At 41.2% G+C, this 13,285-nt stretch carries 9 protein-coding genes and 2 pseudogenes; 8 read left to right on the top strand and 3 right to left on the bottom strand.

What is annotated here, in order from left to right; genetic code table 11:
- Positions 1–66: 66 nt before the first annotated feature.
- Positions 67–1,080 carry a LysR family transcriptional regulator gene (locus ACP7AE_RS01035; RefSeq protein ID WP_201540805.1) on the bottom strand — a complete coding sequence of 338 codons (1,014 nt, stop codon included), beginning with the start codon at positions 1,078–1,080 and terminating at the stop codon, positions 67–69.
- Between the two features lie 237 nt (positions 1,081–1,317).
- Here ACP7AE_RS01035 and ACP7AE_RS01030 point away from each other — a divergent pair, with 237 nt between their 5' ends.
- Both ACP7AE_RS01030 and ACP7AE_RS01025 read left to right on the top strand, forming a co-directional pair.
- Entirely contained in the window at positions 1,318–2,274 is a 957-nt protein-coding gene (locus tag ACP7AE_RS01030; RefSeq protein ID WP_426241054.1) for a hypothetical protein, read from the top strand.
- A gap of 340 nt (positions 2,275–2,614) precedes the next feature.
- On the top strand, positions 2,615–2,974 hold the full coding sequence (locus tag ACP7AE_RS01025; protein ID WP_426241053.1) for a hypothetical protein: 360 nt from the start codon (positions 2,615–2,617) through the stop codon (positions 2,972–2,974).
- A 525-nt stretch (positions 2,975–3,499) separates the two neighbouring features.
- Here the strand turns inward: ACP7AE_RS01025 and ACP7AE_RS01020 are convergent.
- Positions 3,500–3,805, bottom strand: coding sequence for a cupin domain-containing protein (locus ACP7AE_RS01020; RefSeq protein ID WP_201540808.1), 306 nt, complete (start codon positions 3,803–3,805; stop codon positions 3,500–3,502).
- Between the two features lie 193 nt (positions 3,806–3,998).
- Here ACP7AE_RS01020 and ACP7AE_RS01015 point away from each other — a divergent pair, with 193 nt between their 5' ends.
- The 5 genes and pseudogenes from ACP7AE_RS01015 to ACP7AE_RS00995 all read left to right on the top strand — a co-directional run bounded on the left by ACP7AE_RS01015 (position 3,999) and on the right by ACP7AE_RS00995 (position 9,849).
- Positions 3,999–4,955: a helix-turn-helix domain-containing protein gene (locus tag ACP7AE_RS01015; RefSeq protein ID WP_426241052.1), complete on the top strand. Its 957-nt coding sequence runs from the start codon at positions 3,999–4,001 to the stop codon at positions 4,953–4,955.
- 337 nt (positions 4,956–5,292) lie between these two features.
- Positions 5,293–6,231, top strand: a complete 939-nt coding sequence (locus ACP7AE_RS01010; RefSeq protein ID WP_426241051.1) for an ABC transporter permease — start codon at positions 5,293–5,295, stop codon at positions 6,229–6,231.
- A gap of 32 nt (positions 6,232–6,263) precedes the next feature.
- A pseudogene (locus ACP7AE_RS01005) lies at positions 6,264–6,578 on the top strand (iron chelate uptake ABC transporter family permease subunit); the annotation flags it as partial.
- A pseudogene (locus tag ACP7AE_RS01000) lies at positions 6,577–7,377 on the top strand (siderophore ABC transporter substrate-binding protein); the annotation flags it as partial. The pseudogenes ACP7AE_RS01005 and ACP7AE_RS01000, both read left to right, overlap by 2 nt.
- Positions 7,378–7,551: 174 nt before the next feature.
- Positions 7,552–9,849 carry a TonB-dependent receptor gene (locus ACP7AE_RS00995; protein ID WP_426241050.1) on the top strand — a complete coding sequence of 766 codons (2,298 nt, stop codon included), beginning with the start codon at positions 7,552–7,554 and terminating at the stop codon, positions 9,847–9,849.
- A gap of 189 nt (positions 9,850–10,038) precedes the next feature.
- On the opposite strand, the gene ACP7AE_RS00990 is transcribed toward ACP7AE_RS00995, so the two are convergent.
- Positions 10,039–10,314 (bottom strand): hypothetical protein, encoded by a 276-nt coding sequence (locus tag ACP7AE_RS00990; protein ID WP_426241049.1) that lies wholly within the window; start codon positions 10,312–10,314, stop codon positions 10,039–10,041.
- A gap of 429 nt (positions 10,315–10,743) precedes the next feature.
- Between ACP7AE_RS00990 and ACP7AE_RS00985 the strand changes: the two genes are divergently transcribed.
- A complete protein-coding gene (locus ACP7AE_RS00985) occupies positions 10,744–13,134 on the top strand; it encodes a TonB-dependent receptor (RefSeq protein WP_426241048.1) in 2,391 nt (796 codons plus the stop codon).
- Positions 13,135–13,285: the final 151 nt, after the last annotated feature.

Genomic DNA, 13,285 nt, shown 5'->3' with positions numbered 1-13,285 from the left:
AAGTATTAAGGCTGATTATTTTTTAGCGGTTCTTTATAACACAATATCCATTCAATATCTGATAATTTAAGGCTGTGACACAAATTTTTGCTGCCGATAAGTGATGCCGCGCTGCTCATATACTTGATAGGTGGCGCTCAGTAAATCAGAAATGCTGGGATGAACGAAATCTTTGAGTGTATGTAGATAAATAGGGGAGGTGACGTTTTCGTGTACTAAACGTTGATAACTGATTTGGTCGGTACGCACGGTCTTTAGGCTAGCAGGCACAAGGGTAATGCCTTCGCCAGCCGCCACCAAGCCTAGCGCTACTTGCAAGTCACTCACCGTCGTAGTCATAAAAGGCGAAATACCGTATTGTGCGAATAAGTGTAGCAACGGCTCCGTAATAGGCGCGCTAAGTGTGGATTGCTCAGCGCTTATGCGTCTGGATTTTGTATTACTATCCAGCTTTGCACTGGTTGATCTTAGGCTCGTCGCTATCGGTAAATGGGTTTGATGGTAGAGAATCAGTCGATTGTTTGCTAAGTCTATCAATCGCTGCTCTTTTACATGCGCCAAAGGATGGGCTTTTGGTAAGGCGACGACATAACGCTCATGACGCAGTAGTATTTGTTGAATCCATGGATCTTGATGGGGGAAACGCCCAAATCCGATGTCTATCTCACCAGATTTGAGCGCCTCTATTTGTTGATATGAGCTGATGTCTTTGAGATTGACTTCAATATCGGGGCTGGATTGCTTTAGCATGGCAATAATTTCAGGAAGCAATCCATAAAGCACGGATGGGACAAAGCCAATATTCAGCATACTACTGGGCGTAGATAGCCTCTGCGTCATGCTGGTGACGGTATCAATTTCTGTCAATATGGCGCTGATTTTGTCGTAAAAGAATGTACCAGCTTCAGTCAGATGTAGCGGTCTATGGTAGCGATCGACCAATTCCACACCCATATCCGTTTCAAGCTGTTTAAGAAGACGACTCAAGCTTGGTTGTGACAATCCAGTTTTAGTCGCTGCGGCACTAAAGCTCCGTGAATCTGCGATAGCAATAAAAGCGTTGAGCTGTTTTAAATCCATATCTTTATGCTCACTTGTTTATGATGTCATCGTTGCTTGTGGCTTATTTTTTTTGCTATTTTGATTATTTTATCCGAATAAGAGCAGTAAGAGACAAATTATGCTTGAAGCGAACGAGGCGAGCTACTATATTGTTTGTTAACGTTAGTGTTACACTTTAGCAAACAATAAAAACTTTATTCTTAATTCTAGCTGTTATCTACTTTTTCGCGGTAAAAACTGGTTTGGTATTACTTCATGAGCGACAAAAAAAATAGCCCTAATGCGCAGTTAGAGGCAAATTTAGCCAAAATTGCTAATACTAAGCCACGTAAGCGTATGCGTAAAGATAATATCTACGAGCGTTTCATCACGCGTGTCGAAAATGTCGATAGTAATGAGGATAACGCTACTTTCAAAGAAAATGCATTAAAACCACTAAAAAATACCAACCATCTTTCATCATACGAGCCATTAAGCGCCACAGAGCTAGAATTATTTGCGAATTTAGAGCAAGAAAGCGTGAGCACAGGTATTAATGTAGATTTTTCTGATGACGATAAAGACGAGGGTTTTTCGACAAATCATGCACCGATAGCTAATACTGACAACTCTTTAGACTCTGATGCAAATAACGATAAACCTTCTTTATATATCGCGGACAGCGCGAATGCTGATGATTTAAAACGTCAAGATTCAGAAAGATTAGCAGCTGAAAAATTTAGAAACGAACAACTATCTAATAATAACGACGCTGTAAATGACAATGCTATTGCTAAACAATTAGCAAAATCAAAGGAAAAGCAAGTAAGTAGCAAAAAACCACTTATTATTGGCATGATCTTTGGCTCATTATTGATTGCTACTATTGTAGCAACACTAATTTTCACCGGCGTTCTATCGACCTCAACGAAAACGATTGCACCTGATAGTGCAGAGACGAAAACAACAACGACAGATGCAGCACCAGCTGTTAGCACTGGCAAAGCAGTAGTAACCGATGACAACCAACCTTCTGCTGATACAGGCGCGATAGACAAATCGACAGTGATATCGCAACCAGATGAATCCTCCACTGAGAATCCAGACACTAATCCTAATGGGGTAGAGACTACTAAAGCCCCATCGACCATGCCAGCAGCTGAGGCAGCCATCACTTATGATGACTTTAGAGAAGAATCCCAAAGTACCTTGTATCGTGAGACCAATGATTAGGGTCTGCTGCACATTCATAATTTCAACTAGTCATTTAATCTAAGGTATATTCTCAATTCAAATGGACTGAATTTTGCCAAGCAGCGTTAAACATCTGCTTAATACCTCGAGATAATCTGTGCTATTTTACTTATTAGACTGCAATTCATCTCATTTTTATCACCATTTCTCGAATTGCTCATCAGCAACTAGCCATACAATAATAGTGCTTTCAAGCCGCTTATCAGTCAATTCTATCGCTCATACCAAAAATCATTGCAACATACCCGAGAGCCCGTATCCTGAGATCAAGGATACGGTGATAGGCCGTTCATAACATGGATTGACTCGGTATTGAATTATGACTATCTCAGACAATAAAAATGATATCAATAAAAGTGTTGGCTTATCCAGTAATTCTAATAACGAGCCACTATTAGCAACCGACACAGCAAAGCTAGCAAAAGACAGTTTGCTGAGTCATGTAAAATGGTTTGCTATAGTGGGCGTCTTGTTGTTAATGACTATATTCGTGTCGGCTCGTTTTTTTTCAACAATCCCTCAAACATCCATGGTAAGTGTTCATCTACCTGTTACGGTAGCTACTCATCAAATTAACGAGACGGTAGCAGATAGCTCACGGCTAGCAAAAGTTAAAAATAATCACAATCAGGCTAATGTTGAAGCTAAGCATGCTCAACAGCGTCTGTCTCACGTGTGAACCTAAATACAGCTAGCATTGAGCCTGCCATTAGTCATGAAGATTTTAGAGTAGAAGCAAAAAACATCTTATACCGTGAGGAAAAATAATCAAGTTTATAGTCTAATACAATAGAATTGAAACGCAGATGACGACTTATTTAAAACCAGCTATTTGACATATGCATATCTCCAGATAGCTTTGTAAGCAGGCAGAGAAGCCCCTACTCATTGGACGAATTTGGATAACTTAGCCTCGTTATATCCTGATATTGAAATAATATAAACGCGAGTAATGAGAATGCTAATATTCACACCTTCATTAGGAGAAAAATCTCCAAGAGTGATTGGCTGACCACTCTTTAAAAAGCAAAGTGCGTATTCAATAAATGGTTGATAAGTTTATTATGCATATTGCATTTTCGACATTTAATTTACAAAGGCGGCGGTATTTTTAACGGCTTTACAAATTATTAATACTGAGTGCTCAGATGCATTTCAATCAAATAGCTGTAATAGAAACATTGTTATAGATTTAATTCTATATTCATAAAGGTTCAAAAAACATTACACTCGTTTCAGTAGGCGCATAAGGTTTATGGTTACTATTCTTAGGAATAACGACAACTTCACCAGCGTTCACCTCTACGGTTTTGTCTTCTAATATAATAAATAGCTGTCCTGACAATACGTGAAATAACTTATCTTCATATTCGTGATTATGCCATTCATATTCACCTTTCAATTTAGCCAGTTTTACTGTTAATTGATTAAACTGAGCAATATCAGTAGGCTTCCAAAACTGTTCAATATCATCAAGCTCTTTTTTTATATTCACTATCAGCAGACTCATGCTTACTCCTTTTTGGTATGTGAATACCATTGAATTATATTTAATTGATAATCATTAACATTAAGATGATTGTTTATTACTAATAATGCTATTATTGCTTCAAGACTGGAGAACTGGCTATTTATACGTGTAAAGCTATTTTTAGCTGGATATAACATAAACACACATACCAAAACATCTTGATTGTATTTATATGGCAAACTTACATGCATTTTACGACCACTATCAGACCGAATACTGGTCTTTCGATCATCCTGATTCTGACTATTTGATTAAACGTCCAACTTATGATGGCAGCTCTGGTTATGGTGACTTACTGAGCTTGCATAATGGTATCGTGCTCGGTCGAAACAGCATTGCTAGCAGCCAATCTTTGGTGGAACCCGCCGCACCATTTTCTTGTGATGTAGGGATGCACTTAATTGTAGATGCGAACTATACCTTACATGCTAGTAATTTACGGACTGATACAAGTATTCATTCGCAGCAAATTTGGCGACGATCAGGAGATTTTGGTGATATAAACTCTATAGTTGATACTGAATATTTGCAGAATTCCCCTATAAATAGCCATATCGTAACAATCGATTTTAATCAAACATTGTTGTCGCGCTGGGCAGAAAGCTTCGCTGTTCCAACATGGCTATTACCTTTTGATAATCAAGATCCTGAAATGGTTCAAGTCAGCTTATCCAACCAGCCGCGTCTACTTGCTCGTGCAGCTTATATCCTCTCTTTACCTTGCTGTACTTTGAGTGACCGATTAGCTTTAGAGAGTCAAGCATTGCTGCTTTGCCAAGATATTTTAGGCATTCAAGATATATCAGGCCGATTAGCAAACCAAAAAAGCCAAATTGATCAGGCCGTTGATATTATTCGCCAAGAGTACAGTAATAAATTAACAATTTCCTTGTTGGCTCAAAGAGTGGGTATAAACGAATGCTATCTCAAGCAACAGTTCAAACAACAAACGGGTAAAACAATCGGCAGCTTTATCCGTGAACTGCGTATGCAGGAAGCAATGCGTTTGTTGCTAGATGAATATAAAAGCGTCCAAGAGACTGCATGGTATGTTGGCTATCGTGATCCTAGCAATTTCAGTAAAGCTTTTGCCAAATTTTATGGCGTTACACCCACACAACTTATCTAGCCAACCAATAGATGTCAAGCTGCCACAATCTTCTAAAATCAGCTAAATAAGCATTGCTGATATACGACTTATTTATGCCAAACCTATGTTGCGCCTGAGTTAATTCAATCTTTAAACCTTGGTAAATGCTGAGGTATCGTTCCGAATAATTTCCCTTATTCACGGTATAACTTCCCAATTTCACCTTATATTCAACTTACCTATTCAAACAAGCATAGTATGATTGATTCTCATTTATGCTTTAATGAAAAATCCTAGCAATGAGTTTTATAGACTGTTGGTGGTATGTTTCAGCGTAGTAAAAAGTCATTCGTAATAAGTAAGAAGAACTTCAATAATGCGCTCACTATCTTTGTTACTTATTTTGCTCTGTGCCGTTTCTCTTATGCTGGGCTCAAAACAGACCTCACTTATCGCTCTCTTTAATTTCTCCAACGATGCATGGTTGACCTTAACGGCGAGCCGTATACCACGGCTGATTGCGCTGGTACTGACAGGAGTGGGTTTGTCTGTTAGCGGCGTGATTTTACAGCACATCGTCCGTAACAAGTTTGTTGAGCCCGCAACTTCAGGGGGGGTGGATGCTGCCAAACTTGGCATTTTGGTCTCGCTCACCATGCTTCCCAATGCCAGTACGAGTAGTAAAATGATCTTTGCGCTGGTTTTTTGCTTTGCCGCAAGCTTGCTTTTTATTCTCATTATTAGCCGTATTAAGTTTAAGAGCGCTGTGCTTATTCCTGTCCTTGGGTTGATGTATGGCAGTGTGCTGAGCTCAATTGCGGAGTTTTATGCGTATCGCCATAATATTTTACAAAGTATGCAAGGGTGGTTATTGGGAGATTTTTCAAGGGTTGTACAAGGTCATTACGAGCTTATTTATATTATTTTGCCCATCATTGTATTAGCCTATATTTATGCCCATCGCTTTACGGTACTGGGTATGGGCGAGGACATGGCCGCCAGTCTAGGACTCGGCTATGCGGCGACAGCTGCCTTCGGGCTTATGCTAGTCTCAGTAACGGTGGCCGCTTCAGTCATCACCATCGGCGCCATACCTTTTGTGGGACTCGTTATTCCAAATCTAGTCGCTCTAAAGTACGGGGAAAACCTGTCGCGGACACTGCCATTAGTCGCCTTAGGCGGTGCTTGTTTACTACTAATTTGTGATATTTTTGGGCGGCTCATTATTTATCCTTTTGAGGTTCCTATTGGCCTTACCGCAGGCGGGGTAGGCGGTGTGATATTCCTTGTGTTAATCATGAGGGGAGTAAGATGAGTACTGCGGCAAAGATTTGGACGACCTTGATAATGATTATATTGCTGGCGCTTATTTTCTTATTTATAGGCTCTGATTTAGATTTTAATTACTTAATTCCTAAGCGTTTGATGCGTCTAGCGACTATTGTTCTCGGTAGTATATGCTTAGCTTTTTCATCTATAATCTTTCAAACTATTGTTGGTAATCGTATTTTGGCACCTTCTATCATGGGCTATGAGGCTGTTTATTTACTGTGGCAAGTACTGCTGCTGTTTGTGATGGGTACAAATGGACTGATGCTGCTGGGTGTCAGTGGTAATTTTATCGTATCAATCGTATTGATGCTGGCATATTCTTGGGCACTTCGCGGTACTGGATATGAATGAAGCTGATTTTTTGGATCAGCTCGATGTTCCGATTGCAGGAATGGTCAAAGACTATATTCCCCACTTTCTTTCGCAGTATAAAGAGGATGCCGCAGTAGAGGACTTGGGCGCTATTGTTCAGCCAAATATGGAACGTATCCATGCGCTACATCCTGATCTGATTTTGATGACCCCGCTGCACGCCGCTAACTATCAAGAGCTGTCAGAGATTGCACCGACTCTGCATTTCGATGTGAATTTTAATAACAGTCAGCAGCATATAGCCAGTGTTAAAAGTCACTTATTAACTCTAGGTCGTATTTTTGATAAAGAGGCATTGGCAGAACAAAAAGCCACGCAGTTAGATGCAAGAGTCAAAGAGGTTCAGGACTTCACAAAAACCCGCCCAGAAAAAGCACTGGTTGTCTTACACAATAATGGGGCTTTTAGCAATTTTGGGCTGCAATCACGCTATGGTTTTATCTTCAATGACTTGGGTGTCAAGCCTGCGAGTACGATTGTAGAGACCAGCCTACATGGACAGCCGATTTCTAGTGAGTTTATACAGCAGGCAGATCCAGACATTCTTTATATTGTAGACCGTACCGCTGTCATGGAGCATCGCGCTATTATCAATCCTGATGATGTGAGCAACCCTTTACTTCGTCAAACAACAGCATGGAAAAATGGTCGTGTTGTTTTTGTTGATGCAGATGCGTGGTATATAGCAGCCGCTAGCCCAACCTCATTAAACATCATAATGGACGATGTCCTCAAAGGCTATCAGCCAACGTTCTAGAGACACTCTAGGAACCTTCTAAGACGAACGATGTTTTTTAACGTAGGACTAGGACACGCCCTAGTGAATGATTAAGTGAGAAAGAGAGGGTTCTTTTTATCCTAAATTGTTAATGATTATCATTTGTGTTTTTATTCGCATTATTATTTTCCATCAAAACAAGAGGACGTTTCCATGCACCAACTTCAACACCTAGATCATAAAAATAGGGTCAAACAGCGGGCGACACTGACCAAACCTTCTTTCGCGCTCAATTATATCGTATCAGCAAGACTTGCCATGTCTTTGAGCCTAGTCGCTGGGACGATATTCATCTGTATGCCATCAGCGTATGCACAGACAAATAGTAATGTGATACATAGTGAGCAAACCACTGAGTCTGGCAATGGAGCGCAAAACCCACCGTTAGAGGAGGATAACAACGTTCCTACAGTGACCTTGCCTGCGATAACAGTAGTGGCAGAACGCAATGACAATCCTATCTACTCAGGTGGGCAGGTGACCTATACCAATCACGCTGGATTCTTGGGAAATAAGGATTTTTTAGAGACGCCGTTTAGTGCCATCAGCTATACCGATAAATTTATTGAAGATCAGCAAGCCACCGATATTACGGCTGTCATCGCTGCTACTGATCCTGCCGTCTTTAGCAGTGGGGTTGGTGGCCAGAATCTTGAAAGTTATTCTATCCGTGGATTCTCTTCAGACATTGGTGATGTTACGGTAGACGGGCTATTCGGTATGGCACCTTATTATCGTAGCTCACCTGAGATGTTTGAGCGTATCGAAGTACTCAAAGGGCCCTCAGCTTTATTGAATGGTATGTCGCCCAAAGGCTCAGTAGGCGGTGCAGTCAACCTAGTGCCTAAACGAGCAGGCGATGAGCCGTTGACGCGAGTGACGGCAAGATATTTATCAGACTCACAACTTGGTGGGCATGTGGATGTAGGACGGCGTTTTGGTGAAGACAAGCAGTTTGGTGTTCGGATTAATGGTGCTTATAGAGAGGGTGATAGTGCAGTAAATGATCAAGAAAAACAAGCGCAACTGGCTTCTATTGCACTGGATTGGAAAGGAGAGCGTGCTCGACTCTCGACAGCTCTTTATCACAGTAAAGATCGTGTCGATGGACCGACTCGCGGTCTCACTCTAGCACCAGGATTGTCGATTCCTAAGCCGCCCAAACCAGAGACTTTATTGAACCCAAGTTGGGCATTTAATGATAGTGAAGATAAGGGAATAATGATACGTGGTGAATATGATGTGACTGACGATTTAATGATTTATGGTGCGGGCGGAAATAGCAAAACAAAATTTAAGTCGCAGAGTGCCTCTGTCGCGCAGATTATCAATGCCGCAGGAGATTATCGGACTAATCTTGGAGAAGTTGATGATGAAGTCGAAAGACAGTCTGCTGAGATAGGGTTAAAAAGTAAATTCCAAACAGGACGAGTTAATCATCAATTGGCATTTAACATCGTTGACTATCAGGAGGATTATGATTTAAGTGCTAGAAGGGGTTTATTAGCTGAAGATTGGGTCACGAACATATATAAACCAGTATGGGAGTCGCGTAATATTCCCTTCAATTCTCCTGCGCTACTGAACACAAAAACGAATTTGACCAGCTATGGTCTTGCAGACACACTGTCTTTTGCTGAGGATAAATATCAGCTAACTTTAGGACTGCGACATCAACAGGTAGAAAGCAAACAAGCAGGTATGCTGGCATCAGCAAAGGATTACAACGAAAGTGCGACTACGCCATCAATAGCGCTACTAAGTAAAGTAAACGATCAAGTTTCTTTATATGCTAACTATATAGAAGGTTTGAGCCAAGGTTCTACTGCACCGATAGATGCAGAAAATGCTGGTGAAATGTTTGCCCCTTATAAGACGCAACAAAAAGAATTTGGCGTAAAGCTTGATCTTGGTGAGTTCTCACACACCCTAAGTGTTTATGAAATAGAGAAACCTAATAGCTATTTAGACCCTGTTAGTAATATCTTTTCTTATGCTGGCGAACAGCGTAACCGAGGTGTTGAATGGGGGTTTTTTGGCTCACCCATTGAAGATATACGCCTAATGGGTGGGGTTTCATATATTGATGCGAAGCTAACCAAGACGCTTGGTAGCGTTAATGAGGGTAATAGAGCTACAGGTGTCCCACAATGGCAGTCTAAGCTTGGTGTTGAATGGGATCTACCTTTCGTTCAAGTCTTAACATTAACAGCTAATGCAAACTCGATATCTAAGCAATATCTTGACGCAGGCAACTCACTGTCATTACCAGGTCGCACTATATACGATTTAGGCGCACGTTATGCCACCTCTATTGATAAAAAGCCGCTGACATTGAGAACAAGTGTTGCTAACGTAACCAATAAAGCCTATTGGGCAAAGCCACATTATACCAGTCTTGGCTTGGGTGAGCCGCGTACATTTATGCTGTCAGCCACAATGGATTTTTGATTTGAGTTAAGGCGTGTTTGTAATATCATTATAGATTAGTGAATTATAGTGCTAAAGATTTGCCACACCAAAATAGGAAATTTATTAGCATATAATTCACTCTTCTGTGAGTTCAAGGCTCAAAAAGTAGATGAGACGTAGATTTAGCGATATCAATAATTACTCGTTATTCTACTGGCAAGTTGTTACCTAAAGCATAAATAGAATGGTCTCTATTGGAGTGCTTTTTATGGCACTTAAATTGCTAGCCACGTTAACTTTAGCATTGCTTGTGTTGGTAAATGAAGGAGTGAGCCACAGCTCCATAATCATGCCTAGCAGAACGAAAGTGACACCTACTGAACAGCCAGTATTTATCTCTCTTGCCGGCAAATTCATAAGACCGTATTGGTCTAATATTAATGAAATGAGCAGTAGCGTACTACCACGGCGAGCCACTTCTGTGAATTGTTGTTCTAAATCCATAGTATATCGACGTCACCAGCAGCTTCCACCGCCCATCCAAAGATCACAATCACCTTAGCTTGAGCATTCGGCTCATGACTGCTACGCCAATCGTTGTCAAAATTAAGCAAACTAATAAAGCCGCTGAAATAATAGCGCTGACTATATTGCCGTTCTCTCAAAAGGCAATATAGTCAGCGCTATTTCATTTGGCGTTCTGGTACGTTTGGCACCCTCTATTCTACCAAGGCAATCATAGATAGATATCGAATCTTGAGTGACGCTGGAGCAGTATTTTTTGGGAGCAATAAGGGTTTTCGATATTGTAAATAATTATAGAAACAACAATGATTATCATTTACAATATTGTTCACAAAGTTAGTACACACAGCATTATTAGCTAAATATAACTTTTACCACTCTTTGATCCTCCAATTAAGTGAAGTGAATATGAAACGCCACCATCAAGTTGCTCTATCCTTTCTTACCCTTTGTATCAGCCAGCAACTATATGCACAAAACAATGTCAGTGCTATGGACATCGCTTCAAATACGATGCTTTCAGAAGACTTAGCTGTCAACGCCGTCTCAAGTGAGTTACCAAACGTGACTTTAGATACCATTACGGTCACTGCTACAGCAAGGACAGGAACGGCTTTGGCACAAAAAATTAGTGAGATGCCCGCCGTCACACAGGTAATTACCGAAAATGAGCTGCAGATGCAGGCGACAGGCAATCGTACTACTGGAGATATATTGGCTCAGCTGATTCCAAGTTTGGGGGCAAGTAGTGGCTCAACCAGTAACTACGGCACGACCATGCATGGCCGTCCCGTGCAGTTTTTGCTGAATGGTGTGCCATTGAGTGGCTCACGCAGCCTTTCACGCGAGCTAAACAGTATCGACCCTGCGCAGCTTGAGCGGGTAGAGGTGCTCTCTGGTGCGACCAGTATTTATGGGGCTGGCGCGGCTGGTGGTCTGATTAATCTCGTCACAAAATCTATGGTAGGTTATGGCTCTATCAGGCAAACCAGAGTCGGCGTCAGTAGCAGTCGTAATTTTGACTCAGATTCAGTGGGTTATCATGTGGGGCAAACATTGGGTTATGGCGGTGAGCGAGTCTATGGTCGCCTAGATGTGGATTATGATCGTAAGGGCGGCAAATTCGATAGCCACGATAATCGCATCAGTCCAGACGTCAATCAAACTGACCAACAAGATACCGAGTCGCTAAGTGTTAATGGTAGCTTGGGTATAGAGCTCACTGACAGCCAACGTCTTGATTTGGCAGTGACTTACTATAATGATGAGCAGGATACTGACTATGGTCCAGACTATGGTAAAAATTTACAAGTATTATTAAAACCGAAAAAATTACCACCATCTTTAAAAGCGATTGACGGTGCCAATGTAGAAAACGAGCCTTATACCACTAAAACATCGGTGAACTTAAACTATAATAATGATGATATTGCAGGCTCAAATTTGAGCGTGACTGGCTACTATCGAGACGAAAAAGGCCGTTTTTATCCTTCTGGGAAAAGTGCAGCAGACCAAGCAGCTGAAGTTTGGGCTACCAATGGCCTTACTGATAAAGACACGCTAGGTAAGCTTTTGGGCGCGGCAACATTCGTCACTCAATCAGAAGCAGATATTGAAGTGATGGGTCTACGCGCAGCCATGCAAACGGATAGCGAAATCGCAGGTAAAAAGACGCTATTTAGCTATGGTGCTGACTTTGAACGCGAAAAAAGTGAGCAAACCTATGAAGGTCAAGACTTAAACATGTTTATTGCTAGTAATGGTTTGAGCGCTCAAACTAATGGTCTTACTTATAATGGCGGACCAGATACCACCATCGATAAATGGGGCGCTTTTGTCAATGCGGATATAGATATCACTGATAAATGGCATACCAGTGCTGGCGTGCGCTATCAAAAACTCAAAGCAGAAACGGCTACTTTCACGCCCATTTATGAGCAATTGCTCGAAGAGTATTTTAATGATCCTAGCATCAGTGGTGTCAGTGATGATTATGGCATTGACTATCAGGCTGGTCAAGTGGAAAAGGGCAATACAGACCACGATAAAACCCTATTTAATATCGGTACCAGCTATCAATTAACCCCAAATGACCAAGTATTTGCCAATTTTTCACAAGGCTTTACCACTGCTGACATTCAGCGTGCGCTACGTGATGTACGGGCAGGCTTTGTCGTCAACTCAGACAATGTACAACCTATCGCAATCGACAATTACGAGTTGGGCTGGCAGGGCAAGCATGGCAATACTGCTGCACGCTTGAGCGGTTTTTATAATAAATCAGATAAAACGGTACGCTTTACCAATGACTATACGGTAGAAGTGGTCGATACTGATGAGCGCGTCTACGGAATAGAAGGTTCGCTCAGCCATGATATTGATGATCAATGGCAAGTGGGTGGCAGTGTCGCCTATACTCGTGGTCAGTATGATAAAGATGGTGATTGGTTGGAGCTTGATGCCGTACGCTTGACACCCCTTAAAGGCACTGCATTTGCGCAATACAACTTTGATAAAGGCAGCAATGTACGTCTACAAGCATTAGCAATTGGCGGTGATGATAAAGCCTTTAAGGATCAACAAAAAGACCCTGATTCTAGCGCATTGCCAGTCACAGGTTATATGACACTTGATGTATTAGGACAAGTCAAAATGCCGGTAGGTCGAGTAGACTATGGGATTTATAACTTACTCAATAAAGATTATCTAACGGTCTATCACCAAACAACCTATGGCGACTTGAATCGTTTGCCTGCCTCGGGTACAACTTACGGCTTGAGCTACACTGTGGATTATTAAAAATAATATCAGATCAGTTTTTATTGCTCATAAAAAACTCTTCACTATATTTTTAATTTTAAGACCGCTAAATCCTTGAATGTTCTAATTAATGACATGCCATATATACAAAAAAAGTAATCTCTATGGCTCATAGTCATTACAACCTCTT

The sequence above is a fragment of the Psychrobacter sp. TWP2-1-2 genome (assembly GCF_049896785.1).
Classification (GTDB): domain Bacteria; phylum Pseudomonadota; class Gammaproteobacteria; order Pseudomonadales; family Moraxellaceae; genus Psychrobacter.
This window is presented reverse-complemented; position numbering and strand designations above follow the sequence as displayed.